The 26,774-nt window shown below is 70.5% G+C and carries 28 protein-coding genes and 1 tRNA gene; 11 read left to right on the top strand and 18 right to left on the bottom strand.

The genetic code is table 11. The features are described 5' to 3' along the window. Nucleotides 1–162: 162 nt before the first annotated feature. A complete protein-coding gene (locus tag IEY55_RS07080) occupies nt 163–555 on the bottom strand; it encodes a peptidoglycan-binding domain-containing protein (protein WP_189055173.1) in 393 nt (130 codons plus the stop codon). A 147-nt stretch (nt 556–702) separates the two neighbouring features. Between IEY55_RS07080 and IEY55_RS07075 the strand changes: the two genes are divergently transcribed. Next, nucleotides 703–1,467: an alpha/beta fold hydrolase gene (locus tag IEY55_RS07075; RefSeq protein ID WP_189055171.1), complete on the top strand. Its 765-nt coding sequence runs from the start codon at nt 703–705 to the stop codon at nt 1,465–1,467. Here IEY55_RS07075 and IEY55_RS07070 read toward each other — a convergent pair. The 3 genes from IEY55_RS07070 to IEY55_RS07060 all read right to left on the bottom strand — a co-directional run bounded on the left by IEY55_RS07070 (nt 1,435) and on the right by IEY55_RS07060 (nt 3,682). Next, nucleotides 1,435–1,983 (bottom strand): 2'-5' RNA ligase family protein, encoded by a 549-nt coding sequence (locus tag IEY55_RS07070; protein ID WP_189055169.1) that lies wholly within the window; start codon nt 1,981–1,983, stop codon nt 1,435–1,437. The two genes, IEY55_RS07075 and IEY55_RS07070, sit on opposite strands and share 33 nt — an antisense overlap. Nucleotides 1,984–2,155: 172 nt before the next feature. Continuing rightward, entirely contained in the window at nt 2,156–3,073 is a 918-nt protein-coding gene (locus tag IEY55_RS07065) for an iron-sulfur binding domain-containing protein (RefSeq protein ID WP_189055167.1), read from the bottom strand. Between the two features lie 117 nt (nt 3,074–3,190). Beyond that, nucleotides 3,191–3,682, bottom strand: coding sequence for a beta-class carbonic anhydrase (locus tag IEY55_RS07060; protein ID WP_189055165.1), 492 nt, complete (start codon nt 3,680–3,682; stop codon nt 3,191–3,193). Nucleotides 3,683–3,937: 255 nt separating this feature from the next. Here IEY55_RS07060 and IEY55_RS07055 point away from each other — a divergent pair, with 255 nt between their 5' ends. Beyond that, the gene (locus IEY55_RS07055) at nt 3,938–4,666 is read left to right on the top strand and encodes a hypothetical protein (RefSeq protein ID WP_189055163.1); all 729 of its coding nucleotides are present in this window, start codon (nt 3,938–3,940) and stop codon (nt 4,664–4,666) included. Nucleotides 4,667–4,872: 206 nt separating this feature from the next. On the opposite strand, the gene disA is transcribed toward IEY55_RS07055, so the two are convergent. The 3 genes from disA to IEY55_RS07040 all read right to left on the bottom strand — a co-directional run bounded on the left by disA (nt 4,873) and on the right by IEY55_RS07040 (nt 8,652). Beyond that, nucleotides 4,873–5,952, bottom strand: coding sequence for a DNA integrity scanning diadenylate cyclase DisA (gene disA / locus IEY55_RS07050; RefSeq protein ID WP_229686134.1), 1,080 nt, complete (start codon nt 5,950–5,952; stop codon nt 4,873–4,875). A 455-nt stretch (nt 5,953–6,407) separates the two neighbouring features. Further along, nucleotides 6,408–7,799 carry a DNA repair protein RadA gene (radA, locus tag IEY55_RS07045; RefSeq protein ID WP_189055159.1) on the bottom strand — a complete coding sequence of 464 codons (1,392 nt, stop codon included), beginning with the start codon at nt 7,797–7,799 and terminating at the stop codon, nt 6,408–6,410. Between the two features lie 190 nt (nt 7,800–7,989). Further along, entirely contained in the window at nt 7,990–8,652 is a 663-nt protein-coding gene (locus IEY55_RS07040; RefSeq protein WP_189055157.1) for a copper chaperone PCu(A)C domain-containing protein, read from the bottom strand. A 286-nt stretch (nt 8,653–8,938) separates the two neighbouring features. Between IEY55_RS07040 and IEY55_RS07035 the strand changes: the two genes are divergently transcribed. The 8 genes from IEY55_RS07035 to rlmB all read left to right on the top strand — a co-directional run bounded on the left by IEY55_RS07035 (nt 8,939) and on the right by rlmB (nt 14,856). Next, the gene (locus tag IEY55_RS07035; RefSeq protein WP_189055155.1) at nt 8,939–9,427 is read left to right on the top strand and encodes a CarD family transcriptional regulator; all 489 of its coding nucleotides are present in this window, start codon (nt 8,939–8,941) and stop codon (nt 9,425–9,427) included. 122 nt (nt 9,428–9,549) lie between these two features. Next, on the top strand, nt 9,550–10,251 hold the full coding sequence (gene ispD / locus IEY55_RS07030) for a 2-C-methyl-D-erythritol 4-phosphate cytidylyltransferase (RefSeq protein WP_189055154.1): 702 nt from the start codon (nt 9,550–9,552) through the stop codon (nt 10,249–10,251). Next, nucleotides 10,248–10,733 carry a 2-C-methyl-D-erythritol 2,4-cyclodiphosphate synthase gene (ispF, locus tag IEY55_RS07025; protein WP_189055152.1) on the top strand — a complete coding sequence of 162 codons (486 nt, stop codon included), beginning with the start codon at nt 10,248–10,250 and terminating at the stop codon, nt 10,731–10,733. Before ispD ends, ispF begins: the two co-directional genes overlap by 4 nt. A gap of 62 nt (nt 10,734–10,795) precedes the next feature. Next, nucleotides 10,796–11,185, top strand: a complete 390-nt coding sequence (locus IEY55_RS07020; protein ID WP_189055150.1) for a PPOX class F420-dependent oxidoreductase — start codon at nt 10,796–10,798, stop codon at nt 11,183–11,185. Between the two features lie 4 nt (nt 11,186–11,189). Further along, nucleotides 11,190–11,669: an HIT family protein gene (locus tag IEY55_RS07015; protein ID WP_189055148.1), complete on the top strand. Its 480-nt coding sequence runs from the start codon at nt 11,190–11,192 to the stop codon at nt 11,667–11,669. A gap of 9 nt (nt 11,670–11,678) precedes the next feature. Beyond that, nucleotides 11,679–12,356 carry an HAD family hydrolase gene (locus IEY55_RS07010; RefSeq protein WP_189055146.1) on the top strand — a complete coding sequence of 226 codons (678 nt, stop codon included), beginning with the start codon at nt 11,679–11,681 and terminating at the stop codon, nt 12,354–12,356. Between the two features lie 140 nt (nt 12,357–12,496). Continuing rightward, on the top strand, nt 12,497–13,888 hold the full coding sequence (gene cysS, locus IEY55_RS07005; protein ID WP_189055144.1) for a cysteine--tRNA ligase: 1,392 nt from the start codon (nt 12,497–12,499) through the stop codon (nt 13,886–13,888). Beyond that, a complete protein-coding gene (gene rlmB, locus IEY55_RS07000) occupies nt 13,888–14,856 on the top strand; it encodes a 23S rRNA (guanosine(2251)-2'-O)-methyltransferase RlmB (RefSeq protein WP_189055142.1) in 969 nt (322 codons plus the stop codon). The genes cysS and rlmB overlap by 1 nt, the downstream gene beginning before the upstream one ends. A gap of 598 nt (nt 14,857–15,454) precedes the next feature. Here rlmB and IEY55_RS06995 read toward each other — a convergent pair. The 11 genes from IEY55_RS06995 to IEY55_RS06945 form a co-directional block, all read right to left on the bottom strand. After that, nucleotides 15,455–15,610 (bottom strand): hypothetical protein, encoded by a 156-nt coding sequence (locus IEY55_RS06995; RefSeq protein ID WP_189055140.1) that lies wholly within the window; start codon nt 15,608–15,610, stop codon nt 15,455–15,457. A gap of 459 nt (nt 15,611–16,069) precedes the next feature. Further along, nucleotides 16,070–16,142 (bottom strand) — tRNA-Glu (locus IEY55_RS06990). 85 nt (nt 16,143–16,227) lie between these two features. Beyond that, entirely contained in the window at nt 16,228–16,896 is a 669-nt protein-coding gene (locus IEY55_RS06985) for a lysophospholipid acyltransferase family protein (protein WP_189055138.1), read from the bottom strand. Between the two features lie 231 nt (nt 16,897–17,127). Then, the gene (locus IEY55_RS06980) at nt 17,128–17,982 is read right to left on the bottom strand and encodes a phosphotransferase enzyme family protein (protein WP_189055136.1); all 855 of its coding nucleotides are present in this window, start codon (nt 17,980–17,982) and stop codon (nt 17,128–17,130) included. 154 nt (nt 17,983–18,136) lie between these two features. Next, entirely contained in the window at nt 18,137–18,979 is an 843-nt protein-coding gene (locus tag IEY55_RS06975) for a metal ABC transporter permease (RefSeq protein ID WP_189055134.1), read from the bottom strand. 67 nt (nt 18,980–19,046) lie between these two features. Beyond that, entirely contained in the window at nt 19,047–19,898 is an 852-nt protein-coding gene (locus tag IEY55_RS06970) for a metal ABC transporter ATP-binding protein (RefSeq protein WP_189055132.1), read from the bottom strand. Next, complete coding sequence (locus IEY55_RS06965; protein WP_189055130.1) at nt 19,895–20,929, bottom strand: metal ABC transporter solute-binding protein, Zn/Mn family; 1,035 nt, start codon at nt 20,927–20,929, stop codon at nt 19,895–19,897. Before IEY55_RS06965 ends, IEY55_RS06970 begins: the two co-directional genes overlap by 4 nt. Nucleotides 20,930–21,078: 149 nt before the next feature. Beyond that, nucleotides 21,079–22,194 (bottom strand): ABC transporter ATP-binding protein, encoded by a 1,116-nt coding sequence (locus IEY55_RS06960; RefSeq protein ID WP_189055356.1) that lies wholly within the window; start codon nt 22,192–22,194, stop codon nt 21,079–21,081. A 118-nt stretch (nt 22,195–22,312) separates the two neighbouring features. Then, nucleotides 22,313–23,173, bottom strand: coding sequence for a sugar ABC transporter permease (locus IEY55_RS06955; protein ID WP_229686153.1), 861 nt, complete (start codon nt 23,171–23,173; stop codon nt 22,313–22,315). 47 nt (nt 23,174–23,220) lie between these two features. Beyond that, nucleotides 23,221–24,138 (bottom strand): carbohydrate ABC transporter permease, encoded by a 918-nt coding sequence (locus IEY55_RS06950; protein WP_189055129.1) that lies wholly within the window; start codon nt 24,136–24,138, stop codon nt 23,221–23,223. Nucleotides 24,139–24,202: 64 nt separating this feature from the next. Next, nucleotides 24,203–25,462: an extracellular solute-binding protein gene (locus IEY55_RS06945; protein WP_189055127.1), complete on the bottom strand. Its 1,260-nt coding sequence runs from the start codon at nt 25,460–25,462 to the stop codon at nt 24,203–24,205. Between the two features lie 256 nt (nt 25,463–25,718). On the opposite strand from IEY55_RS06945, the gene IEY55_RS06940 reads away from it, so the two are divergent. Beyond that, on the top strand, nt 25,719–26,753 hold the full coding sequence (locus IEY55_RS06940) for a LacI family DNA-binding transcriptional regulator (protein WP_189055125.1): 1,035 nt from the start codon (nt 25,719–25,721) through the stop codon (nt 26,751–26,753). Nucleotides 26,754–26,774: the final 21 nt, after the last annotated feature.

Here is a 26,774-nt window from a genome sequence, read left to right as displayed (position 1 = left end):
GGCCCGTGTGGCGTGTTACCGAACCGGGCGGTCTGCCGAACCCGCACACTTCCGACGGGACGAGAGAAACGCGGCAGCGACCGAGCCCGACGCGCCCGGATGCCGTGACGCGGGCTGCCCGGACATCCGCGCAGCCCGCGTCACGAGCTCATGGGCGGGCCGTCAGTCCCAGCTGCCCGAGTGGATGAACTTCCACGTCTTCGGCCCGACGATGCCGTCCACCTTGAGCTTCACGCCGGCCTGTCGGCTCCCGATCCGCTGGATCTGGCGGACGGCACGCTCGGTGGCGGGGCCGAAGACACCGTCCACCGTCACCGGGGCGTCCTTGACCACCCGCCACCGCTTGTTGATCAGACACTGCAGGTGACGGACGGCGGCACCACGGGAGCCCCGTCGGATGGTCTGATGCTGCTGGCCCCGCTCCGAACACCCGGCGACGAGCATCTTCGCGCTGGTGGCGGACGTCGCGGGTGCTGCGGCCACCGCCGGAGCAGCGGCGGTGAACAACGCGGCGGCAACCGCGGCCGAAACGGTGGCAACACGGAGAAGCTTCATATCCCCCTCGCAAATCGGTTCTCTCTCACGAACGGGGCAAAGCTAACGACCATCTGGGCCCGGCAACATCAGTTGAGCCGGATCATGATCAAGCTCACCCCCTGCCGGCATCGGTGCCCGGGGGCGCGGCCGCGTAGCCTGCCGCCCATGCGCGTCGAATTCGGCGGTGAGGGGCAGGGGATCCTGCTCTTGCACGGGCTGATGGGCCGGGCGACCACCTGGTGGCCCGTGACACGGTGGCTCACCGCCTACGGCCGTGTCGTGGGCCTCGACGCCCGCGGGCACGGTCGCAACCCCGCTCCCGCCGGCTCCTGCCGCACCGAGGACTTCGCCGCCGACGCCGCCAAGGCCGTCGAGGAGCTCGACCTCGCCCCCGCGGTCGTCATCGGCCACTCCATGGGCGGCCTGCACGGCCTCGCGCTGGCCGCCAGCCGGCCCGAGCTGGTGCGGGCGCTGGTCGTGGAGGACATGGCCGTCGACCAACGCGGACGGACGGTCGCCGACTGGCAACCCTGGTTCCGTTCCTGGCCCGTGCCGTTCCGCTCGCTGGCCCACGTGCGGTCCTTCTTCGGCGAGCAGAACCCGGTCGTGGGCAACTACTTCGTCGAATGCGTCGAGGAACGCACCGACGGCTACCACTTCCTGTGCGACCTCGACGAGGCAGCCGGGATCGCCGCGGAGTGGGGAGAACGCCCCTTCTGGTCCTTTGTGGACGATCTGCGCTGCCCACTTCTCCTGATTGAGGGGCAAAACGGCATCGTCCCCTCCGGTCAGATGGCCGAGATGGCACGACGCGCACCCGATGCCCGCCACATCGTCGTCCCCGGTGCAGGGCATCTCGTCCACGACGAGGAACCTGACATCTACCGCGGCGCGGTGTCAGCATTTCTTTCCGAAGTCCTGGCGCGATAGCAGGACATCCACCTCGCCGGTACGGGTGTCGGTCACGCCGATCTCGACCACCTCGGCACGGATCGGCTCGACCGGGTGTAACGCGGCGAAGCCAGTAACCAGCTGCTCGGCGGGAATGTCCTGTGCCAACGAGCAGTGCGGCACCCAGGCTCCCGGAAGGTAGTAGGCGGAGGGGTGCTTTACCTTGCTCGCCAAGGTATCGTGCACCGCGGAGTGCACCGCGATCAGCTCGGTGTCGACAACCGCCCCGAGGAAGAGCCCATTCTGCTCGGTGGGGAAGGTGCCCAGCGTGTAGAGCCAGAGTGCCGGGATGGACAGTAATGCCAGATCCCCGCGTAGGGCTGCCCTCGTTCGCGAGGGGATGGTCCCGGCCACGGCCAACGAGACGTGCGGGCGATGCCGCCGGTGCGTTCGTGTCGGCAGGCTGGAAACGCCGGACTCCTCGAGCCGCCGCCACAGCGCCCGCACCGCTTCGTCCGCCCGGTCGTCGAAGAACATCTCCAGCGCGTCGGCCACCGCCGCATTCTGTCGGTTCCCACCCCAACACGGGAGAGTGAAGCTGACCCGCACGGCCCCGAACCCCCGAACCGCGAACGCGAACCAGCCGTGCCAGCTCAGAAGTGGGACGGGAAGCTGAGGCATGAGGCCCGAAATCCGCCGCCACACCGCGTTATTGGTGCCGGGTTGGTCAACCTTCGCCCGGCAGCGCGAACCGGCCGTCGTCGGTCTGCTCGATCAACCCGTCCACGAGAAGCGAGTCAAGGCAGCGGTCGCGTTGTCCCGCGTCCGCCCACACCGCGTCGAGCGCAGGACGCTCGACCGGTCCTGACGAGCCGCGCAACACGTCCAACAACAATCCCCGCACCTGCCGGTCGGTGCCGGCGAACTTCTGCGTCGGACGGGTGGGTCCCTGGTAGGCCGGGCGACCCGCCCGGTGCCACGCGCAGCGATCCACCACCGGGCAGTCCGCACAGCGCGGGGAACGTGCCGTGCAGACCACCTGGCCCAGCTCCATCAACGCCGCCGAATAGCGGGCCGCACGGTTCTCCTCCGCCGGAAGAAGGGCCTGGACATCGGCCAGATCCCGGTTCGTGGCGGGCGGCCCGGCATCACCGGCGCCCTGCACGGCCCGGGCCACCACCCGTCGCACATTGGTGTCCACCACCGGGCATCGCCGCCCGTAGGCGAAGGCGGCCACGGCACGCGCGGTGTAGGCGCCGATCCCAGGGAGGGCAAGCAGGGTATCCACATCCGCGGGCACGACGTCGCCGTGCTTCTCGGCGATCGCCGTGGCGGCGGCGTGCAACCGCAGCGCGCGACGCGGGTAGCCGAGCTTGCCCCAGGCCCGCACCACCTCGGCCTGGCTGGCGGCGGCGAGCGCGGACGGGCGCGGCCACCGCGCCATCCACTCCCGCCACACCGGCTCCACCCGGGCCACCGGCGTCTGCTGCAGCATCACCTCGCTGGCCAGCACGCCCCACGGCGTGCACTCCGGCCGGCGCCAGGGCAGGTCACGGACATTGGCGTCGAACCAGGCCAGCAGCAGTTCGGGATCGAGGGCGAGCACCTCGGGCGCTCGACCCTGCGCGCAGGTCTCGGTCGTCATGGCGAGATCGATCCTGCCACTCGCGGCCAAACACCGGTTGCCGTGGCCGGACACCAGGGCCACCGGGCCCTGCAACACCAGGGACCCGGCCGGTGCCCTCAGCCCATGGGCAGCCGGTTACGCGACCTCGCTCAGCGCACCGGTCTCGACGTCGTAGACGTACCCGCGGATCTGGTCGGTGTGCAGCAGGTACGGGCTGCGCCGCGCCCGCTCCACCGACTGCCGCACGCTGTCGGTGACCTCGCGGAACGCCTCCACGGCCCAGGTCGGCCGCAGCCCGGTCTCCCGCTCCAACTCGTCCCTGAACTCGTCCTCGGTGAGCGTGGCCATGCCGCACCGGGTGTGCTGGATGACCATGACCTCGCGGGTCTGCAGCCGGCGTTGGCTGATCGACAGCGACCGGATCACGTCATCGGTCACGATGCCGCCCGCGTTGCGCAGCACGTGTACCTCGCCAAGCTTCAGGCCGAGCACCTCCATCGGGTCGATCCGGGTGTCCATGCAGGTCACCACGGTGACGTGCAGGCCGGGAACCGCGCCCTGCACGCTCGGGGCAGAACGCTCGGCAACCTGCTGGTGCCGCTGGAGCAGATCGTCGACGGCGGGCACCGCCACCTCCTTACACACACGGGGGATGGATGGCCGCAACGCGGCGCGGCAGCGGATGACAGCGATCACCACTCGTGGCGACGTCTCTCACCCGGTCGACGTCATGGAACCTGGCCGCCGGTCATCGTGCAAGGTCAACCGGACAAACACCACGTTACGTAGATCATGTCTGCGTCCGTGCGTGGGCAGGAACTGACCTGACAGGGTGATCGTGAGGTCCACCACTCCGCCGTGCCACCGGGCTACCGTCGGCCCATGTTGGATCCGATCGGCCCACACCCGCCGTCGGTCTACTGGCGCCGGCGCGCCGCAGCGCTCGGCGGCGTGGTGGTGGTCCTCGTGCTCGCCGTGTGGGCGGTGGGCGCCGCGCTCGGTGGCGACGACCCGGTCGAGGACGACACCGGGGAGCGCGTGCTCGGCTCGGCCTCCCTGCTCTCCCGGCTGGAGCAGCCAGTGCCGTCCAGCTCGCCCTCGGCGAGCGCCTCCGCGGCCAGCTCGGGCGAGACGACCAGCCCGGCCAACTCCGGCAGCGCGTCCGCGGCGGACTCGCCCACGCCGGAGAAACCGTCCCCCACGCCCGGACCACCCGGGCCGTGCCCGGACGAGGCCATCAAGCTCACCTCGTGGGCGGACCGGCCGCAGTACCGGATCGGGGAGAAGCCGGCGCTCACCTTCCGGGTGGAAAACGTCGGGCCGGTGCCCTGCTACCGCGACGTCAGCGAACTCACCCAGGAACTGGTGGTGTTCAGCGCTGACGACGCCACCCGGTACTTCTCCTCCAACGACTGCTACCCCGGCCTGGCCGAGGAGCCGAAGCTGTTGAAACCCGGCGAGAACCGCACCAGCACGATCCGGTGGGTCGGCAACACCTCCAAGCCCGGCTGCCCGGTCAAGCGCGAACAGGTCCCGGCCGGGGAGTACGTGGTGCACGCCAAGCTCGGCCACCTGACCGGCCCGCCGGCCGGCTTCCGGTTCGTCCGCTAGCTGCCCAGCATCCCGTCGGGGTGCGACGCGCCGGAGGAACCGCCGAAGCCGGTGTGGTGGCCGGTGATGGCCGCATGGATGTCGGATGTGCCCGGCCCGACAGGCTGGCACGGCGTTCGCTCACGCTGGCCGTAGCCAGGCGCGGCGTCCCGGCAGTGGAAAAAAAGTTCGGCCTCGTCATTGGTTTGGGACGGGCCGGGCCCGGCTCAGCCGTAGCGGTCGACGATCGAGGTTTCCGCCATCCGGGACAGTCCCTCCCGGACCACCCGTGCCCGCGCGTCCCCGACACCGTCCACCAGCTGAAGGTCGTCCGCGGTCGCCGCCAGCAACGCCTGCAGCGAGCCGAAGTGCTCCACCAGGCGGTTCTGCACCTGGCCGGGCAGCCGCGGCACCCTGGCCAGCAGGCGGTAACCCCGCGGGCTCACTTGGTCATCCAACGACTCCGGCGTGCCGGGGTATCCGAACGCCTTCGCCACCGACGCCACGTCCAGCAGCTCCGTGCCGTCCAGCGCGTCCAGCGCCGCCACCACCGCGGCGACCGCATCCGGGCCGGGCGGCACCGGAAGATAGTCCTGCACCAGCAGCTCGCGGTCCTCCTCCAGACCGCCCACCAGCTCGTCCAGCTGCAGCTCGATCAACCGGCCGTCCGCGCCCAGCTCTATCACGTGCGCGTCGATCTCCGCCGAGATCCGACGCACCATCTCCAGCCGCTGCGCGACCGTCATCGCGTCCTTCACCGTGACGAAGTCCTCGATCTCCAGCGCGGACAGCGCCTGCGTCACCTCGTCCAGCCGCGCCTTGTACCGCTCCAGCGTCGCCAGTGCCTGGTTCGCCCGGGACAGGATCGTCGCCGAGTCGGTCAACACGTGCCGCCGCCCGTCCACGTAGACGCTGACGATGCTCATCGACTGGCTCACCGAGATCACCGGGTGCCCGGTCTGGATCGCCGACCGCTCCGCGGTCCGGTGCCGGGTGCCCGACTCCTCGGTCGGGATCGTCGGATCCGGCACCAGCTGTACGTTGGCCCGCAGGATCCGACTCGCGTCCGTGGACAACACCACCGCGCCGTCCATCTTCGACAGCTCGCGTAACCGGGTCGCGCTGAACTCGACATCGAGCCGGAAACCCCCGTCACAGATGGATTCCACCGCGCTGTCGTGCCCGAGCACGATCAGCCCACCCGTGCGGCCACGCAGGATCCGTTCCAACCCGTCGCGGAGCGCGGTGCCCGGTGCCAGCCTGCCCAGCGTTGTCCGCAGCAGCTCCGACTGCCCCGGCTCGTTCACCGATCGACCCTCCTCCTCGCTCCCACGCATGCGGAAGTCTACGAAGTCCATTCCGCCGAACAGGGGTTCGCCGCAGGTAGGCGTCTGCCACCCCGACGAGTGAGCAACAGCCGTCACGCCGCCGAAGTTCCGCCACCCGGGACCACTCGGCGGAGCAGGAAACCGCCGAACACGCAGGCCGAAACCGGACAGGGTCGGGGACGGAAGCCCCCGGATTTCCGAGCCCCGGCCGGACGATCTTGTCGATGCGGCGCCGGGGAAGCGTTGTGACCAGAAGAAAGAACCACAGCCCGAGCTGGCAAATGGTGCAGAGCGGACAAACGCACCGCCCGGGCAATACTTGGCTGCCGCGGACGCCCGAGCGTTTCACCACGCGCACAACCATCCCGACCAGCGAGCGCTGTACGCCCCCGGCGAATCCGCTGTCCCGCCGCGGTCTGGGCACCAGAGTCCCGTCAGCCCTGCCGTTCGGCGTTGTCCCGCAGGAAACGCAGCGCCGCTCCGATGTCCGGCACGACCACCGCACGCAGCTCCGGCGGCAACGGACCGGAGTCCGGCGGCACCAGCGCCCGGGTGTAGCCCAGGCGCAACGCCTCGGCCAACCGCCGGCCCGCACCCGTCACCCGCCGCACCTCACCGGCCAGCCCCACCTCACCCAGAGCCACCACATCCGGTGGCAGCGGCACGTCCCGTGCGGCGGAGGCCACCGCCAACGCCAATGCCAGGTCCGCAGCCGGCTCCGCCACCCGCATCCCGCCGACCGTCGCGGCGAACACGTCCGCGTCACCGAGCCGCATCCGACCCCGCCGCTCCAGCACCGCCAGCACCATCGCCACCCGCGAGGAGTCCAGCCCACTGACGGCGCGCCGCGGCGTCGCCAGCCCCGAGCCGGCCACCAGCGACTGCACCTCGGCCAGCAACGGCCGCTTGCCCTCCACGACCACGGTCACCGCGGTGCCCGCCACCCCGGTCTCGCGGCGGGTGAGGAACAGCCCGGACGGGTCCGGCACCCCCTCGATCCCGTCGTCCCGCAGCTCGAAGCAGCCGACCTCGTCCGCCGGACCGAACCGGTTCTTCACCCCACGCACCATCCGCAACGTGGAGTGCCGGTCGCCCTCGAACTGCAGCACCACGTCCACCAGGTGCTCCAGCACCCGCGGGCCGGCCACGGCACCGTCCTTGGTCACGTGCCCCACCAGCACCACCGGCAGGCCACGCTCCTTGGCCAGCGCCACGAGCGCGGTCGTCACCGCCCGCACCTGGGTCACGCCACCCGGCGTGCCCTCCGCCTCGGGCGACTGCATCGTCTGCACCGAGTCCACGACGAGCAGGCCCGGCCGCACCGCGTCGACGTGCCCGAGTACATTGCCGAGATCGCTTTCCGCGGCCAGGTACAGCGAGTCGTGCACCGCACCGGTCCGCTCGGCGCGCAACCGCACCTGCCCGGCCGACTCCTCACCGGTGACGTACAGGACGGGGGAGTGCCCGCCGGCCGCCCAGCAGTGCGCGACCTCCAACAACAGCGTGGACTTGCCGACCCCGGGCTCACCGGCCAGCAGCACTACCACGCCCGGAACCAGCCCGCCGCCGAGCACCCGGTCCAGTTCGGCCACGCCGGTACCGCGCGCCCGGGCCGTCTCCACGTCCACCTGCGCGATCGGGCGTGCCGGGGTGGCCGGGGCACCCGCGGCGACCTTCGCCAGCGCGGGTCGGGCGGGCGCCTGCCGCTCCTGGACGCTGCCCCAGGACTGGCACTCCGGGCACCGGCCGACCCACTTGGTCACCTCGTGACCGCACTCGGTGCAGCGGTAGCCTGGGCGGGCGGCGCGAACGTTCTTCGGGGGCACGAGCCAGACCGTAGGCGCCGGCGGTGACAGGACGGCGCAGGCCGGCCGGCCACGCTGCGACGTCACCCGCGCGGCGAGGCGCCCCGGCGGCGAGCAAGGGACCCCTGATCTGGGCAGAGACGGTGAACGCGGCCCTCAGGAAAACCGAGGGCCGCGTTGACGATGATGCTGGAGCGGGTGTCCGTTGTGGTCAGTGACCGCCGCCACCCGAGGACTCGCCACCGTGACCTGCGTCACGGGTCCGCGGTGCGGTAGGGGCGGCGATCGGCACGTCCATCGTGATCTCGCCGGCGTTCTGGAACAGGAACGTCAGCCTGAGCGTCTGGCCCGAGCGCAGGCCGTACTTCAGGCCGGTGATGGTGATCTCGACCCTGCCGGGCTCGCTCACCCTGTTGCCGGCGGCCGGGCTCGGCGACGGCGCGCCCGGGGACGGCGAGGGGGAGCCGGCCGGCTGGCCGGGACGCGCGGCGTCGTCCGGGTCGGTCAGCGGGGTGCGCAGCGCGAAGTGGCCGGGCAGCTCGGTGCTGCCCTCGATTCGCACGCCGGAGGCGTCCGGGCTGCTCACCGAGACCAGCTTGTCCGGATTGTCGCCGGTGTTGACGATCGTGACGATCAGCGGCGCGTCCGCGCCCTGCGGGTAGAAGTCCCCGTCCTTGGGGTAGGCGAGCTGGGCGTCACGGACCGCGATGTCGCCCTGCGTCATGGCGGCACCGTTCACGGCCGCCACCTGGGTGTCGGTCTGCGTGATCTGGCCGGCACTGCAGCCGGCGAGGAGGAGCGCGGCACCCACACCCAGTGCGACGGCGCCCTGACGCATGCGCGCGGCCCTCGGCTGCACAAGCTCGCGGCTCACCTTCGGGTCCCTCCTGGCGAAAAGGCTGACGTCGGCCGTTGGCGCACGGCCAATCGGGAAGCCTAGCCGGGGGTGGCGCAGCCGGCGCATCGGGTGCGCCGCCGGTGCCGAATGAATGTCCACAAAGGACGGTCAACACGGTCCCGAAGCGGCGGCCATGGCACGCGAACGGGTCGTTTGTCAACCCCCCTTTCCCCTGCTGACCTGCGGTTACGCATCGTTAGCCAGTCGAACGGGGATTGCTCGTCATGCTAGGATGTAAGGCAGCGAAAGGGGCAGAGGACACATGGTTTTCAAGGTCGGAGAGACCGTCGTCTACCCGCACCACGGTGCCGCTCTCATCGAAGCAATCGAGACCCGCGTGATCAAGGGCGAGGAGAAGAAGTACCTCGTCCTCAAGGTCGCCCAGGGTGACCTCACGGTCCGAGTTCCCGCCGACAACGCCGAGGTCGTCGGTGTGCGGGACGTGGTGGGCCAGGAGGGTTTGAACCGGGTCTTCGAGGTCCTGCGTGCTCCACACACGGAGGAGCCGACCAACTGGTCCCGGCGGTACAAGGCCAACCTGGAGAAGCTCGCCTCCGGCGACGTCAACAAGGTGGCCGAGGTGGTGCGTGACCTGTGGCGGCGGGAGAAGGACCGCGGCCTGTCCGCCGGTGAGAAGCGCATGCTGGCCAAGGCCCGGCAGATCCTGGTGAGCGAGCTCGCGCTGGCCGAGGGCACCGACGAGGAGAAGGCCGAGACCCTCCTCGACGAGGTGCTCGCCACCGCGTCCTGACTTCTCGAGCGTCCCCACGGGGGCGCTCGAGTCGGTTGGAGCTGCTGTTGCGGGCGTGGGCGGGTGGGACCACCACCCGGGCACGCCCGTGCGCGTCACGAATGCCGGAACGGGTCCCCACTGTGAGCGTCGTCGCACTCGTCCCCGCCGCCGGCCGTGGTGAACGGCTCGGTGCCGCGGCACCCAAGGCCCTGGTCCCGGTGCACGGGGAGCCCCTGCTCGTGCACGCGGTCCGCGGCCTGCTCGCCGCCGGGAGCGTGCGACACGTGGTGGTCGCCGCCCCGCCCGACCACCTCGACGCGGTGGCCGCCCTGCTGACCCCGCTGGGCGCGGCCGTGCACGTGGTCGCGGGCGGCCCGGATCGCACCGAGTCGGTACGCCGTGCCCTCGAGGCGGCCCTCTCCTTCGCCCCCGACGCCCACGTCGCCCTGGTGCACGACGCCGCCCGCGCGTTCACCCCCGCCTCGGTCGTGCGCTCCGTCGTGGACGCCGTGCTGGCCGGCGCGCCCGCGGTAATCCCGGTGCTCCCGGTGACGGACACGATCAAGCGGGTCGATGCGGCCGGCCACGTGGTCGGCACCCCGGACCGCTCGCGGCTGCGCGCGGTGCAGACCCCGCAGGGCTTCACCGTCGACCTCCTGCGGCGGGCGCACGCGGCCGCCGAGGGGGCGGCCACCGATGATGCCGGCCTGGTCGAGCGGCTCGGCCAGACCGTGGCCACGGTGCCCGGCCACCCCCTGGCCATGAAGATCACCACCCCGTTCGACCTCGCGGTGGCCGAGGCGGTGCTCGCCGCGGCCGGGACCGGCCAGGAGGAGACATGACCGAGGCGCTCGTTCCCCGCGTCGGGGTGGGCACCGACGTGCACCCGGTCCAGGCCGGTCGGGACTGCTGGATGGCAGGCCTGCGCTGGCCGGACGCCGACGGCTGCGCCGGCCACTCCGACGGCGACGTCGCGGCGCACGCGCTGTGCGACGCGGTGCTCTCCGCCGCCGGGCTCGGCGATCTCGGCGCGGTGTTCGGCACCGGTGACCCGCGGTGGTCCGGTGCGCACGGCGTGGACCTGCTCGCCGAGGTGCGCCGGCGGGTCGAGGCGGCCGGTTTCCGGCTGGGCAACGCCGCGGTGCAGGTGATCGGGAACGCCCCGAAGATCGGCACGCGACGGGCCGAGGCCCAGCAGGCGCTCTCGGCCGCTCTCGGCGGCCCGGTCTCGGTCTCCGGCACCACCACCGACGGCCTCGGCCTGACCGGCCGCGGGGAGGGCGTGGCCGCGGTGGCCACCGCCCTGCTCCTCCCGGTCGGCTGAATCCGTGGGATCCGCCCGCCTGGCGCCCTGCCGGTGTCGGGACCCGTCCGTAGGCTGCCGGCATGTCGACCGTTCTCCCCGACGCCGCGCGAGACCTGGCCGACGGCCCCAACTACGCGGTGCTGACGATGTTGAACGCCGACGGCTCACCGCAGAGCAGCCAGGTCTGGGTCGGACGGGACGGCGACGAGCTGCTGATCGGCACCATCGCGGGGCGGCACAAGGGACGCAACGTGCGTCGCGATCCCCGGACCACGGTCTGCATCGTCGACTCCCAGCTGCGCTACCGGTACGCCGAGGTGCGGGGCAGGGCCGAGGTGACCGCGGACGGTGCCGCGGAACTGGTGCGGAAGCTGGCGGTGAAGTACCCCGAGGACGCCTACGAGATCGACGACTCGGTGCCCTGGCTGGTCATCCGGATCACGCCCGACAAGGTCAACGTGGTGGAGTGAGGCGGTGGCCGGCTGCGTGTTCTGCGGGATCGTGTCCGGCGCGGAGCCGGCCTGGGTGGTGTGGCGGGACGAGCGACACGTCGCCTTCCTCGACCGCAGCCCCCTCGACGAGGGCCACGTCCTCGTCGTGCCCCGCAGGCACGCGGTCACGCTGCTCGACCTCGACCCGGCCGAGGCCGGCGCCCTGGGCGAGGCAAGCCACCGCACCGCGTACCTGCTGCGCGACCGGCTCCACCCGCACGGCCTGAAGATCCAGCAGTGCAACGGCCGTGCGGCCGGCCAGGTGGTCATGCACCTCCACGTGCATCTCATCCCGAGATGGGCGGCGCGCCGCTCACCCATGGGGCGGCGCTGGACCGGGCGCCGGGTGTCGGACCAGGTGCTGGCCGAGGTGCACGCCCGCATCATCGGGGCGCGGGCACCGGACCCCGGGATCTGTGGTCTGGACCACTTGGTGGAGGGGCGGCGGCCCGGCGCCGGTTAGCGTGACCGGGTGACGATCCGCGCCGTGCTGTTCGACTTCTCCGGCACGCTCTACCGCCTCGAGAAGGACGGCCCGTGGCTCGCCGACCTGGTCGACGGCGAGGACCTCGTCGGCGAGCACGAGGTGGAGCTGGTCCGCCGGCTCACCGCACCGGTCGGCCCGCTGGACGGCCTGCCCGACCACCTGCAGGACGCGTGGGCGCGCCGCGATCTCGACCCCGCCGTGCACCGCGAGGTCCACCTGGCGATGTTCGACCGGGTCGGACTGCCGGCCCACACCGCCGAAGCGTTCTACGCGCGGCTGGTCGACCCGGGCAACTGGCGGCCCTACCCGGATGCGGTCCAGGCGCTGCGCACGGTGCGCGACGCGGGCATCCGCAGCGGCATTATCAGCAACATTCCTTGGGACATCCGGACGGCGCTGAAGCGGGACGACGCACTGGAACTGGTCGACGACCTCGCCCTGTCCTATGTGGAGGGACGGATCAAGCCCGACCCCGAGCTGTTCCGCCTTGCCTGCCGTCGCCTGGGCGTCGCGCCGGAGGAGGCGTTGATGATCGGCGACAGCGTCACGGCTGACGGCGGCGCCGCCGAGGTCGGTTCTCGGGTCGCGTTCGTGGAGCCGCTGCCCACCGCCCAGCGGCCGACCGCGCTACTCGACGCCCTCGCCGCGCACGGCGTGCGCTGACCACCCCTGGTTGGAGTGCCCGGCTCCGGGCTTCGCTGCGCGCCTTGTCGCTGCGTGGCGATGCTCGCTTCGCCCGTCGCCTCGCGGTGTTGACACGGGGGACGTTCGCGGAGTAAGCGCCGCCCCGTACCATCAAGAGAGTGAGCCTGCGCCTATACGACACCGCGACCAGGAGCCTGCGGGACTTCGTTCCCCTGCGTAGCGGAACGGTGTCGATCTACCTGTGTGGCGCCACCGTCCAAGGTGTGCCCCACATCGGTCACGTGCGCAGTGCCCTGAACTTCGACGTGTTGCGCCGTTGGCTGGCTCACCAAGGCAACGAGGTCATCTTCGTCCGTAACGTCACCGACATCGACGACAAGATCCTGACCAAGGCGGCCGCCGCGGGCCGCCCCTGGTGGGAGTGGGCCGCCGAGCACGAGCGCGCGTTCCTCAACGCTTACGAGGCGCTGGGCTGCCTTCCGTCCTCGATCGAACCGCGTGCCACCGGGCACGTCACGCAGATGATCGACCTGATGCGGCGGCTGGTCGACCGCGGCCACGCCTACGCCGCCGACGGCAACGTCTACTTCTCGGTCGGAAGCTTCCCCGAGTACGGGGTGCTGTCCCGGCAACGGATGGACGAGGTCCAGCAGGGCGAGACGGCCGCCACCGGCAAGCGGGACCCGCGCGACTTCACGCTGTGGAAGGCCGCCAAGCCCGGTGAGCCGTCCTGGCCGACCCCGTGGGGACCCGGCCGGCCGGGCTGGCACCTGGAGTGCTCGGCCATGGCCACCACCTATCTGGGTGCCGAGTTCGACATCCATGGCGGCGGGCTCGACCTCGTCTTTCCACACCACGAGAACGAGCAGGCGCAGTCGCGCGCCGCCGGCGACCCCTTCGCCCGGTACTGGGTGCACAACGCCTGGGTGACCATGAGCGGCGAGAAGATGTCCAAGTCGCTGGGCAACGTGGTGTCGATCCCGGCGATGCTGCGGCGGGTGCGCGCACCCGAGCTACGCTACTACCTTGTATCGGCGCACTACCGCTCGACGATCGAGTACTCCGAACCCGCGCTGCAGGAGGCGGTGGCCGCCTACCGCAGGGTCGAGTCGTTCCTGCGCCGGGTGGTGGAGCGGGTCGGTGTTCCCGAGCCGGGTCCGCTGTGCGCGGACTTCGCCACCGCGATGGACGACGACCTGGGGACCCCGGGCGCACTGGCCGCCGTGCACAACACCGTGCGCGAGGGCAACACCGCGCTCGACTCCGGCAACCGCTCGGCCGCATTGTCCGCGGCCGGCTCGGTGCGGTCCATGATGGACGTGCTCGGGCTGGACCCGCTGTCCGACCGGTGGGCCGAGAAGTCCACTGTGGACGAGGGACCGAGGCGGGCGCTCACCGCGCTCGTGGAGGAGCTGCTGGCGGAGCGCCAGCGCGCCCGCAAGGCGCGTGACTTCGCCGCCGCGGACGCGATCCGCGACCGCCTGCTCACCGTGGGCGTTGCCGTCGAGGACACCCCCGACGGCCCGATGTGGACACTCAAGGACTCCTGATGGCCGGTAACTCCAAGCGCAAGGGCGCGATCCGCAAGGCCGGGACCAAGAAGGGCGCGGTTGTCGGGTCCGGCGGGCAGCGCCGCCGCGGCCTGCGCGGCAAGGGCCCGACGCCGCCGGCCGAGATGCGGCCCGGCCACCCCGCGTACCGACGGGCCGCCGCCGCGGCCCGGCAGGCCGAGCAGCGGGACAAGAAGCGCCGCGCCGAGGAGAGTGCGCCCGAGCACGTGGCCGGCCGCAACCCGGTCGTGGAATGCCTGCGGGCGCAGGTGCCCTCGACCGCGCTGTACGTGGCGCTGGGCATCGACGTGGACGACCGGGTGACCGAGGCGATCCGGATGGCTGCCGACCGGGGCGTGTCGGTGCTGGAGGTGTCGCGCCAGGAACTGGACCGGATCACCGACGGCGCCATCCACCAGGGCTTGGCCCTGCAGGTGCCGCCGTTCTCCTACGCCCACCCGGACGACCTGCTGATGGCCGCCGACGGCTCCGGCGAGCCGCCGCTGCTCGTGGCGCTCGACGGGGTGACCGACCCGCGCAACCTGGGCGCCGTCATCCGCTCCGCGGCCGCCTTTGGCGCGCACGGCGTCGTGGTGCCGCAGCGGCGCAGTGCGGGCATGACCGCGGTGGCCTGGCGGACCAGCGCGGGCACCGCGGCCAAGCTGCCGATCGCGCGCGCCACCAACCTCACCCGCACACTGAAGGACTGGGCGTCGAAGGGCCTGATGCTCGTCGGCCTGGACGCCGACGGCACGGCAACCGTCGACGAGCTGGACCTGGCGACCGGCCCGCTGGTGGTCGTCGTCGGCTCGGAGGGACGCGGCCTGTCCCGGCTGGTGCGCGAGACCTGCGACCAGACCGTCTCCATCCCGATGGCGGCCGGCATCGAGTCCCTCAACGCCTCTGTCGCGGCCGGCGTCGTCCTCGCCGAAGTGGCCCGCCGTCGCCGCCGGGCCAGCCGAGTCTGATCCGCTTCGCGGGGCGGGCGGTGTGACAGAACCTGCCACACCGCCCGCCATCCCGCCCCGAAGACGCACCGGGCCCCGCCCCGCTCCGGGCAGTTTCGATCAAGCTTTCGGATCTTCGATGCGGCGCCTGCGCAGTCAGCTCGCATGGGGCCGATCTTGAGATGCTGTGGTTCCCGACCGTCCGTTACGGCGCGACGGGGAAACGTCCCACCAGGGATCCGCGGCGCGCTCTCCGGCCTCGCGTTCCAGCACTTCCTCTTCCAGGCGCCCGTCTGGTGCAGGGCCGGGACATGGAAGAACCAGTTCTGTCGCAACAACGCCAGCTGCCTACTGATGGAACTGCCACATTCATGAGCACAAGTGGCAGAAGTTCAGGCTGACGGTCAAACGACAGCTCTGGGGCGCCTGATAACCCGACTCGTCAACGGTTGCGGCGCGCAGGCAGCGAGCTTCTCCGCCCTGGCCGGGCTCTCTCCGCCGCGGCCGCGGTCATCACCCTGATAATCAAGAAGTAGCCACGCCACGTCCCGAGTGCGTGCCGGCGTCGCCGGCCTGGCCGCCTGTGCACTCGCCTGCGGCCCCACCGCCGGCCTGCTCCTCAGCGACGAAAGGAACTCCTCGGCAACAGCGTGTAGACGACCCGGAACGTCTCGGCCGGCAGCCCGCTGACCTGCGCCGCCCGCCAAGCCTCACCCAGCTGCTGCGACAGCACGCCCCGACCGGTGTCCTTCTCGAGAGCGCAACACTCCTTCACCGCGACCTCCCTGAAGTCCGCGACACCAGAAACCTAGCTCCGAATCACCGCCCCAGGGAGCGAACAGAAAGATGTGGGCTGTGAATCCGGTTACAGCCCCAAAAGGACCTGCCTCCCCAGCGCCCGGCACCGCCAACCCGAGTCCCAGCAAGCAAAGCCAAATTCCCACCCACCACCAAAGTGACCAGGCTGCTTCCCAGTTACCGTGCACGTAGCGCCACGGCGCACCCACCGGTGACCACCATGTTCCGGACCCTGCTGCCCAAGTGCGACGGGAAGCTCTCCGGGGCTGTGCGCGAAGCGCCACAGCCCACCCACAACCCCCGCCGCGGGCGAAGCCCGCGCCCGGAGGCCGGCGTCGCCGGCGAAGCCGCGGCGCCGGATCGGGGGTCCGGGGGCGTGCCCCNNAATGCGAAAGAGGCCCGTCTTGCACCGCAAGACGAGCCTCTCCCACCTCTGTAGCCCCGACGGGATTTGAACCCGCGCTACCGCCTTGAGAGGGCGGCGTCCTAGGCCGCTAGACGACGGGGCCGCAACGAGGGAAACCCTAGCACGGGGTGACGCGCTACTCCCAGTCGGATGAGTGTGAGCTACGTGGCCGGGCGAGTGGCCCCCGGTTACGCGGCTTCGGGGCGCTTCGCGTAGCTGTCGACGTACTCCTGGTCGGACAGTTCGAGGATCGCGTACATCACCTGGTCGGTGATCGACCGGAGCATGGGGAGGTTGCTGCCGAGCCCGTCGTAGCGGCTGAAGTCCAGCGGCTTGCCAAAGCGGATGGTGACGGGGCGGATGCGGGGAAGCTTCTTGCCGACGGGCTGGAGCTCGTCGGTGCCGATCAGGCCGACCGGCACCACGGGCGCGCCGGAGCTGAGGGCGAGTCGGGCGACGCCGACGTGGCCGCGGTGCAGGTGTCCGTCGCGGGAGCGGGTGCCTTCGGGGTGGATGCCGAAGGCGCATCCCTCGCGCAGGAGTTCCAGGGCGGTGTCCAGCGAGTCACGGGCGGCGCGGCCGTTGCCCCGCTCGACGGGGACCGCGCCGATGGTGGTGAACCACCACCGCTTGATCCGGCCCTTGAGCCCACGCTCGGTGAAGTACTCGGCCTTGGCCAGGAAGGTGACACGTCGCGGCATCACGAGGGGGATGACGAAGCTGTCGATGACCGCCAGGTGGTTCGCGGCGAGGATGACCGGACCTTTGGCCGGCACGTTCTCCAGGCCCTCGACCCGGGGCCGGTACAGCCCGCGGACGATCGCGCCGAGCACGAACTTCAGCAACCGGTAGAACACCCAGCCTCCCTCTCGTCGTCCCCACTGGAGCCTAACCGCCGCCTGTTACCCACGCGGGTGTGCTTTGTTACAGCCAGCTGGTGGTTCCGCAAGACGACGCGGGGCCGCGACCCACGACGCAGGTCCGTTCCCGGTTTGATTGCCCCGCAGCGGAGAACACCAAACCACCGAAATCAAACCCCCGGTACCCCCTCAAGCCGCTTCATCCTGCTACAGCAACGCTGGCACCGCTCACCGTACGATCCAGTCAATCCAAGGGCGGGCTCGCCGGTGCGCATCCGGGTCCGTGATAGCACGTCGCAGGAGCCACGCGACGCCGACGAGGGCACGCGCGCGAACCATCAGATCAAGCAGCGGACCCCTCCCGTCGAGTCCGTAGCCGCGGAGTACGGCGCCGACGTCGTTGAGCCCCCGCTCGCCCCATCCGGTCACCAACGTCTTGGTAATCAGACACGCCACGTCCCATTCGACGGGCCCGCGGAAGGAGTCCTCGAAGTCGGTCCACCGTGGCCCGTCCGCCGTCGGCAAGACGTTCCCTGCGTGCGCATCACCATGCAGAGCCTGGAACGGGGGTGCGATCTTTCGCAGTCGCTCCACGATCTCCGCGTGCTCCTCCCGCAGGGCGCTGAGCTCGTGCCGGTGCGGGTCGACCTGACCAAGCCAGGTGCCCGCCTCGGTGATGAGGCCGAGTTCCGGCAGGTCTCCGCGGTAGTCCGCCAGCGCCACATGGAGCTCCCGGAGCGAGCGGCCCAGAGCACGTGGATCGGGCTCGCTCACCCGATGATCAACAAATCCGGCGAAGACCATCCGGAACCCGTGGCGCGTGTGCGGGCCCGGAGGCAGCAGGTCGACGGGCGGAACCGCGTGCCGGCCACGCAGGTGCGCGAGGAGCGCGACCTCTCGACGCAGCCAGTCCTCGGCGCCGTTCGGGCGTGCTGCCGCGGTCCTCGTCGCCACCCGCGCGACCACCGGATACGGGCGCAGGTGGATAACCAGGTTCGACCTCTCGGCCAGCACCACCGGCTCGGTGACAGCCAGACCGTGGTCGGCCGCCACCGCCAGGGCGGCAGTGATCTCCGGACGCACGTCCCCATTCTCCGCTGGGCCAGGTACCGGACCGGGCGAGTTCTCAGAGCGCTCGTGGACAGCGCCAGGCCCGCCCACTTGGTCACTTGATCTCGGCGGTCTACCGCCCACCTCGCGCAGCACGGTCCAGGCCAGGGGCCACCCGCGTACTTCCTCAGACGCGGAGGCGGCGGAGCCGGGACCGGCCGGCCAACCGGCAGGCCAGGTAGATCGAGAACGAGATCGCGGTGACGAACGTGCTGACGGGCGCACCCGGCGCCAGCGAGAGCACGATCCCACCGACGGCGGCGACCTCGGCGAAGATCACCGCGAGCAGGATGGTCAGCGCCGGGTTCGAGGTGACCCGCACCGCGGCCGCCCCCGGGGTGACCATCAGTGCCATGACCAGCAACGCGCCGACGGTCTGCACCCCGAGCGCGGTCGCGACACCCAGCAACACGGCGAACAGCGGCGACAGCACCCGCACCGGCACACCCCGTGCGACCGCCACATCCTGATCGACGCTCGCGAACAGCAGCGGCCGGTAGATCATCGCCATCACCACCAGCACGGCGACGGCAGAGCCGGCCAGTAACGTCAGGTCGGTCGAGTCGATCGCGACCACCTGCCCGACCAGCAGGCTCAACCCGTTGCGTGCCCGCCCCGGGTACAGCCACAGGAAGAACACGCCGAGGCCCAGACCGAACGCCAGCACCGCGCCGATCACCGAGTCACGGTCCCCGTCGCGCAGGCCGAGCAGCCCGAGCAGCAACGCGGCGACGATCGCACCCGCCAGCGCCCCGGCTCCCACACTCGCGCCGAGCAGCAACGCGGCAGCCGCGCCGGTGAACGCCAGCTCGGCGGTGCCGTGCACCGCGAACGACATCCGGCGCGCGACCACCAGCGGCGCGAGCACACCGGAGACCACCCCGAGCACTGCCGCGGCCAGCAGCGCGTGCTGGACGAAGTCGTGCCCCAGCAGGTAGCCGGTCTTGGTGAAGTCGAACAGCCCGGTCATGCGCGCTCCCAGGACTCGCCGGGCCCACGCGCGCCCGCGTCAGCGGTGAATCGCGGAGAAGGAGTGGTCACGGCTGTCCCTCCACGTGGTGGTGCACGCCGTTGTTGACCGCCTCCGCGCCGGCCACCACGATCCGGTCACCGACCCGCACCACCTCCACCGGCGTGCCGTAGAGCTCCGTCAACGTCGCCGAGGTCATGACCTCCTCCGGCCGTCCGACCCGAAACTTGCCGTTGACCAGGTAGAGCACCCGATCCACGAGGGGCAGCACGGGGTTGATCTCGTGCGTCACGAAGAGCACCGCCGCTTCCCGCCCGCGGGCGTGCCGGGCGATCAGTTCGCTGACCATCCGCTGGTGGGCGAGGTCGAGCGACAGCAACGGCTCGTCACACAGCAGCACGTCCGGGTCACTCACCAGGGCTTGGGCCACCCGCAGCCGCTGCTGTTCACCGCCCGACAGCAGGCCGACAGGACGGTCGGAGTACCCGGCGGCGCCCACCGCCGCCAACGCGGCGTCCACCCGCTGTCGGCGCTCCCGCCGCCCGCGTAGCCCGAGACCCCAGTGGTGGCCGTCCCAGCCCAGCCCCACCAAATCCCGGCCCCGGACGGCGACCGTCACGTCGACGGCCCGCTGCTGGGGCACGTAACCGATCCGCCGGCTTCCGCGCTGTACCGGCTCCCCACCGATCTCCGCGGAACCGGCGCTGAGCGGCTGCAGCCCGAGCAGCACCCGCATCAGGCTGGTCTTGCCGGAGCCGTTGGGCCCGAGCACGGCGAGGAACTCGCCGGGGGCAACGTCGAGATCCAAGCCGTCCCACAACACCCGCTCGCCATAGGCCAGTCGCGCGGAACGAAGCCGGACCCTCGGTTCGGCCGATTGCGCCGCGACGTGGCGTTCCTGTTGGAGTGCCTGACTCATCGCTGCCTCAACGCCGCAGCAAGGTCGTCCACCTGTCCCGACATCCACGACAGGTAATCCTTGCCCGCGGGCAGGGTCTCGGTCATCCGCACGACGGGGATCTTCGCCGCCTCCGCCTTCGCCCTGACCTGCTGGGTCACCACCGACTCGGTCTGCGGGTTGTAGATCAGCACACGGGGCTCGCCGCTGGCGACAAGCCGCTCCACCTCGGCGATGGCGGCCGCTGGCGGGTCGTTCTCCTCCTCCACCGCCCGGACGAACACCTGCGGCGTAACGTCATCGAGCTTGGCCTGCCGCACCAAATAGAAGGCGATCGGCTCGGTGACCAGTATCTTGGTGCCGCCATAGCTTCCGGCGAGGTCCTCGATCTTGGCGTCGAGCTTGCGCAGCTCACCGACAAGCCGCTCGGCATTGCGCCGGAACTCGTCCTTCCTGTCGGCCTTGATCTCGCCGAGCCGGCCGGCGACCTGCTCCGCCACGTGCCCCACGGCGTGCACGTCGTACCACACGTGCTCGTTCACACCGTGATCATGGTCGTGCTCGGCCTCGTGCGCCGCGGCCTCCTGCCGTTCCTTGTGCTCGTCGCCGTGTTCGTCCCGGTGCCCGTGCCCATCGGGTGTGTCGCTGGGGGCGGCGCTCGGCGCGGCAGCAACGGTCTGCGTGATGTCGGCGGCCTTGACGGCTTCCACCGTGCGCCGGTCACCTCCGGCGGAGGAGGACAGGATCTTGTCGACGAACGGGTCGTAGCCGCCGCCGTTGTAGACCACGAGCTGGGCGTCGCTGACCTCGGCGGCGTCGGACGGGGTGCTCTCGTAGGAGTGCGGGTCGACCTCGGGGCTGTCGAGGATGGACCTCACCTCGACCGCGTCACCGCCCACCGCCCGAACCACGCTGCCCCAGACGTTGGTGGAGGCGACGACGCGCACCCTGTCGCCGTCGGTGGTGGGGCCGGAGCCGCAGGCACCGAGCACGAGGGCGGTGGCGGCCGCGCCGGCGAGCAGGCCGCCGGACCGTGCGAAGCGGACGGACATCGAGGCAACTCCTCGTGGAGACGGGCGTCAGCCAGTAATGGAAACGGTTGTCGACTTCAGCTTAGCAACCCCGATCGGGTGATCGCCTGTCCCCAGAAAAAGGCACGGCCCCCGCCGGTCGGGCGAGGGCCGTGCCGCGTCGTCGTCCGTCAGCCGGACAACCGCTCCCCGGTCTCGGGATGGAAGACGTGCACCTCGTCCAGGTCCCGGACCGCGACCCGGACCCGCTGCCCGAAGGCCGGCGGGGTGCGGCCGTCGACCCGGACGATGAACCGCTCCGGCCGGTCACCGACCCGGGCACTGCCGTAGACGTAGGCGTCCGCGCCCAGCTCCTCGACCAACTCGACGGTCAGTTCGAACGCCCTGCCCACGGCGTCCCCCTCGTCCGCGCCGACCAGCCGCAGCGACTCCGGGCGAACACCAAAGGTGATCTCGGTGAGCCGTTCGGCCGCGACCGCGTCCAGGACCTCCCGCGGCAGCGGCACGACGACGCCGTCGAGCTGGGCGCCCTCCCCGGTGAGCGGCACGGTCTTGAGGTTCATGGCGGGGGAGCCGATGAAGCCCGCGACGAAGGCGTTGGCCGGCCGCTCGTAGAGCTCGCGCGGCGAGGCGCACTGCTGCAGCACACCGTCCTTGAGCACGGCGACCCGGTGCCCCATGGTCATCGCCTCGACCTGGTCGTGGGTCACGTAGATGGTGGTCGTGCCGAGCCGCTGCTGCAGGGCGGCGATGTTCGCGCGGGTCTCCACCCGCAGCTTCGCGTCGAGGTTGGACAACGGCTCGTCCATCAGGAACACGCTGGGCTCGCGCACGATCGCCCGGCCCATCGCCACCCGCTGCCGCTGCCCGCCGGAGAGCGCCTTCGGCTTGCGGTCCAGGAACTTCTCCAGGTCGAGCATCCGGGCGGCCTCGCCCACCTTCTCCTTGATCCTGGTCCTGGGCACGCCGCGCAGCTTCAACGCGAAGCCCATGTTCTCCGCCACCGTCATGTGCGGGTAGAGGGCGTAGGACTGGAACACCATGGCGATGTCCCGGCCCTTCGGCGGGACGTTGGTGACGTCGCGGCCGCCGATCGAGATCGTGCCCTCGTCGACGTCCTCCAGCCCGGCCAGCATGCGCAGCGCGGTCGACTTGCCCGAGCCGGAGGGGCCCACCAGCACCAGGAACTCCCCGTCGGCGACCGCCAGCTCCAGGTTGTCCACGGCCCGGACCGGCGGGTTACCGGGGAACACCCGGGAAGCGTTGACGTAGGCGACCTCGGCCATGTCACGTCCCTTCGCGATGTGGTGCAGCTCCAACGGCGGCTGTAGGGGCACGGTAGCCGGGAAAGGGGGTCCCGTCAGCCCTTCGAGGGACACAAATTGGTGTAGACCAAACGGTGGGTCAGCCCTTCACCGCGCCCGCCGACAGGCCACCGACCAGGAACCGCTGCACCAGGTAGAAGACGGCCACCGCGGGCAGCGCGACCAGGATCGACGCTGCCGACAGGTGGCCCCACTCGGTGCGGTTCTGCTGGATGAACACCTGCAGCCCGACGGCGAGTGTCTTGGACTCGTCCGCTGCCGACAGGAACGCCGACGCGAACGCCACCTCACCCCAGGCCGTGACGAAGGCGTAGAAGGCGGTCACCGCCAGGCCCGGCTTGGCAAGCGGGAGCACCAGGCGCCAGAAGACGCCGAACGGTGACAGGCCGTCCATCCGGCCCGCCTCGTCGATGTCCGTCGGCACCGTGTCGAAGTACCCCTTGAGCATGTAGGTGCAGAAGGGGACGGTCGTGGAGCAGTACACGAGCACCAGACCGAGCGCCCTGCCCTGCAGGCCCAGGCCCAGTAGGAGGTTGTACAACGGCACGATCAACACCGCGAACGGGAACATCTGTATCGCCAGGAAACCGAGCAGCAGGCTCCGGCGTCCCGGGAAGCGGAAGCGGCTCAACGCATAGCCTGTGCTGGCCGCGACGAAGACCGCGAGAGCCGTGGTGAGCCCGGCGATGAGCACCGAGTTGCCGAACCAGCCGAGGAAGTCGCCCTTCGCTCCGGAAAGCACGTTGAGATAATTGTCTATATTGGACTCATCGAGCAGCTTCGGTTGCGGGCTGATGGCTTTGGTGTCCGGCTTGAACGATGTGACGAGTACCCAGAAGATCGGGAACACCGAGACGAACGACGCCGAGATCAATGCTCCGTGTAGTCCGATGCTGGCCAGTAACGAGCGTTCTCCCCGACGTAGCGCCAGTTTTGCCAGAGCCGCGCCGCCTCTCGTGGCGGACACTGCCGCCGCGTTGGCAGTTATCACCACACCTCCCCCTGCCGGCGCATTGCCCGGCGGTAGAACATCACGAACACCAGCAGCAGTGAGAGGATCAACACCCCGTAGGTGGAGGCCACGGCGTAGTCCCTTGTGGCACCGGAGAAGAAGCGCTCGAACGCGTAGGTCACGAGAATCCGGGTGTGCGGGTTCTGGCCGGCCGTCAGGTAGATGACGTGGAACAGGTTGAAGGTCCAGATGACGCCCAGCAGGATCACCGTGCTCGACACCGAGCGCAGTCCGGGCAACGTCACGTTCCGGAACCGTTGCCACGGGCTGGCGCCGTCCATCTCCGCGGCCTCGTAGAGCTCGTGCGGGATCGACTGCAGGCCACCGAGCAGTGTCACCATCATGAACGGCACACCCAGCCAGATGTTGATGACCATCACCGAGAACAAGGCGAGGTCCGACTGCCCGAGCCAGACCGGAGTGGGCAGGCCGAGTGTGGCCAGTCCCTGGTTCAAGATCCCATACTGGGAGTTGAACAGGTATCGCCACGCGAACACGCTGATGAACGGCGGAACCGCCCACGGCAGGATCAGCAGCACCCGGTACAGCCCCCGCATCCGCACGGGTCGGTTGATCAGTAGCGCGAGCCCCAGCCCGACCACGTAGTGGAAGAAGACACAGCCGAAGGTCCAGATCAGGGTGCGAACGAGAGTGGACCAGAACGCTCCGTAGGACTCGCTACCCGACAGCACGTGCAGGTAATTCTGCAACCCTACGAACTCGTAGCTCGCTGGCCGGTCGAGCACCGGGTTCGCGATGTTCGCCTCGTTGATGTTGGTGAGCGTGAAGTAAATACCCTGTGCCAGCGGAAACAACACCAGCACGCCGACCACGATCACGACCGGCAGCACCATCGCGTAGGCATACCAGTGCCTGACCAGGAACGCTCGCATCCGGATCCCTCCCGTCCGCGGGCCTGGGCCGGGATACGGGTTGCCCGGCCCAGCCCTGGCGGCGTCAGCCCTGCGCGTACCCGGTGATGATCTGTTCCTTGTAGATCCTCGCGACCTCGTCCAACGCGGTCCTGGCATCCTTCTTGCCCGACAGGACGTCCGAGTAGGCGATGTTGAGCGGGTCGAAGAGCTGGCCACCCTCGGGGATCCAGGGCCGCGCGTGTGCCCGCTCGAGGACCGGGGCGAAAGCGGCGACCACCGGCTGTGCCTTGACCTCGGGATGCTCCAGCGCCGACTTCCGGGTCGGCAGCAGGCCAAGCTCCTTGGCGACGGTCACCTGAGACTCACTGCTGCTCATGCACCGGATGAACTGCTGCGCGGCGTCCTTGGCCCCGGTGCCCTGCCGGATCACGTAGTTGTGGCCCCCCACGGGGGAACTGCTCTTCCCCTCGGCGGGGCCGGGAACCAGGGCGATGCCAAGGTTGTCCGGGTCGTCCTTGAAAGCGTCTCCCCTGAGGTAGTCCGCGACGGCCCACGGCCCGTTGATCACCATCGCGGTCTCACCCGAGGTGAAGGCCGCCTGCATGTTTGCGTAGGAGTTGGTGCGGTCCAGAGCGGTGTTCGCCGCCCCGGCGTCCAACAACTCCTTGGCCGTCCGCACACCTTGTACAGCCTGCTCGGCGTTGACCGTGATCTTCTTGTTCTGGGTGTCGAGCAGATCGCCACCCTCGCCGTAGAGGAACGGCAGCGCGTAGTAGCCGTCATTGTTGAGGAACAACGCCTTGGTACCGCCCAGCTTCGGCGCGATGTCCTTGACCTCGTCCCAGGTCTTCGGCGGCTCCACCCCGGAATCCGCGAGCGTCTTCTTGTTGTAGAACAGCGCGAGCGCGTCGGTCACCTGAGGGATGCCGTAGGTCTTGCCCTCGTACCTCGTCGAGCTGAGCGGAACTTCCAGATAATCCGCGGTGTCGTGGGCCAGGTTCGTCTGCGAGAGGTCCATGATCAGGCCGTTCTTCGCCAACTCGGCCACCCAGGCGACCTCCGCGCGGAACACGTCCGGCCCCTGACCGCCCTGGGCCGCGTTCTTGTAGTTGTTGCGTGCCTGGTCGAACGCGACCTGCTCCACCTGCACCCGGTAGCCGCCCTCGGTGGCGCACTGCTCGGCGAGCCGCTTGAACACCGGGTGCTCGTTGGGGCCGCTGGTGTCCCAGAAGACGACTGTGCCGGGGTCGGCATTGCCGCCCGAGGAACCACCGCAGGCGGTGAGGAACATCGCGCCGGCCAGGCCGGCGGCCAGAACTGTGGCGAGGGCTGTCCGTCGCACCGTCGTTCCCTCCTGCGCTCGCCGCTGAGCACACACCCCGCGGTCTGCAATCTTTTGCAACCCGCTTGGCGGGGATTTCATACCCAGGAGTGTGAGTTGGTCAAGACCCAAAGCGATAACCGGCACGTAACGCACGGTGCCGTGGGAGCCATTCCGACACGAGCCGCCATATCGTTGCAAATCCTTGCGGGCGCCTGGCAGGCTTCCGAGGGACGAAGGTGGGACGAACCGTCCCGCGTCGGGGAGGAGGAGCCGCGTGGCCGGACTGGCCGAGATCGCGAGGGCCGCCGGGGTGAGCGTCTCGACGGTGAGCCGTGTGCTCAACAGAAGGGCGGGCGTCAACGAGGAAACCCGGCAAAGGGTGCTCGCCGTGCTCGCCGAGATGCCGTACACCCCGAGGGGATTGGGCGCCCTGCGACGCACCGGGGTGATCGGGCTGCTCGTACCCGAGCTGTCCAACCCCGTGTTTCCCGCCTTCGCCGAGGCGCTGGAGACCAGGGCCTCCCGCCTGGGATACGCGTCGCTGCTGTGCAACACGCGCTCGGCGAGCATGCGCGAGGAGGAGTACGTGCGCATGCTGCTCGCCCGCGGCGTCGAAGGCATGGTCTTCGTGTCCCCGGAGATCGCGAACACCGGCGGCGAGGACCCCGGCTACTACCGCAAGCTGCTCGCCGAGGGCGTGCGGATGGTGTTCCTCAACGGGGGAGCGCCCGCACTCGACGTGCCCGACGTGGCCGTGGACGAGCAACTCGCCGGCTACCTGGCGACCCGCCACCTCGTCGAGCTCGGCCACACCCGGATCGGGTTCGTCTCCGGGCCCGGCCGGTCCCTACCCTCCCGGCTCAAGCGCGCCGGCTGGGCCGCCGGGCTGGAGGAGGCCGGCATCGTGCCCGACCCGACCCTGGTCGCGCACGCCCCGTTCGGCGCGGAGGGCGGCGCCGAAGCCGCAGCCCGGCTGCTCGAGGGCCCCGGGACACGTCCGACCGCCGTCATCTGCTCGTCGGACCACATGGCGCTCGGCGTGCTGCGCGAAGCGCACCGACGGGGGACCAAGGTGCCGGGGGAGCTGTCCGTGGTCGGGTTCGACGGCATCCCGATGGCTTCCTACTGCGCACCCGCGTTGACCACACTCGCCCAGCCCATCGACGAGATGGCCCGGGCGGCGCTGGACGAACTGCTCCAGCGCCTGGACCCGGACGGGCACGAGGGGCCGGGCGGCAGCTACAGCCGGGTCTTCCGCCCCCGGCTCGTGGTGCGCGAGTCGTCCGGACCAGCACCATCACGTGTGTGAGGGGGTGCGGGGAAGGTCCTG

This window comes from Longimycelium tulufanense, from assembly GCF_014645795.1.
Taxonomy (GTDB): domain Bacteria; phylum Actinomycetota; class Actinomycetes; order Mycobacteriales; family Pseudonocardiaceae; genus Longimycelium; species Longimycelium tulufanense.
Note: the sequence above shows the minus strand (reverse complement) of the source record. Positions and strands in the feature narration are given on the sequence as shown.

Excerpts from the sequence above, each read along its gene's own strand:
- IEY55_RS07080 (WP_189055173.1), bottom strand. The coding sequence starts at position 555 with ATGAAGCTTCTCCGTGTTGCCACCGTTTCGGCCGCGGTTGCCGCCGCG.
- IEY55_RS07075 (WP_189055171.1), top strand. The coding sequence starts at position 703 with ATGCGCGTCGAATTCGGCGGTGAGGGGCAGGGGATCCTGCTCTTGCAC.
- IEY55_RS07065 (WP_189055167.1), bottom strand. The coding sequence starts at position 3,073 with ATGACGACCGAGACCTGCGCGCAGGGTCGAGCGCCCGAGGTGCTCGCC.
- IEY55_RS07055 (WP_189055163.1), top strand. The coding sequence starts at position 3,938 with ATGTTGGATCCGATCGGCCCACACCCGCCGTCGGTCTACTGGCGCCGG.
- IEY55_RS07035 (WP_189055155.1), top strand. The coding sequence starts at position 8,939 with ATGGTTTTCAAGGTCGGAGAGACCGTCGTCTACCCGCACCACGGTGCC.
- ispF (WP_189055152.1), top strand. The coding sequence starts at position 10,248 with ATGACCGAGGCGCTCGTTCCCCGCGTCGGGGTGGGCACCGACGTGCAC.
- IEY55_RS07020 (WP_189055150.1), top strand. The coding sequence starts at position 10,796 with ATGTCGACCGTTCTCCCCGACGCCGCGCGAGACCTGGCCGACGGCCCC.
- rlmB (WP_189055142.1), top strand. The coding sequence starts at position 13,888 with ATGGCCGGTAACTCCAAGCGCAAGGGCGCGATCCGCAAGGCCGGGACC.
- IEY55_RS06975 (WP_189055134.1), bottom strand. The coding sequence starts at position 18,979 with ATGACCGGGCTGTTCGACTTCACCAAGACCGGCTACCTGCTGGGGCAC.
- IEY55_RS06970 (WP_189055132.1), bottom strand. The coding sequence starts at position 19,898 with ATGAGTCAGGCACTCCAACAGGAACGCCACGTCGCGGCGCAATCGGCC.
- IEY55_RS06965 (WP_189055130.1), bottom strand. The coding sequence starts at position 20,929 with ATGTCCGTCCGCTTCGCACGGTCCGGCGGCCTGCTCGCCGGCGCGGCC.
- IEY55_RS06960 (WP_189055356.1), bottom strand. The coding sequence starts at position 22,194 with ATGGCCGAGGTCGCCTACGTCAACGCTTCCCGGGTGTTCCCCGGTAAC.
- IEY55_RS06950 (WP_189055129.1), bottom strand. The coding sequence starts at position 24,138 with ATGCGAGCGTTCCTGGTCAGGCACTGGTATGCCTACGCGATGGTGCTG.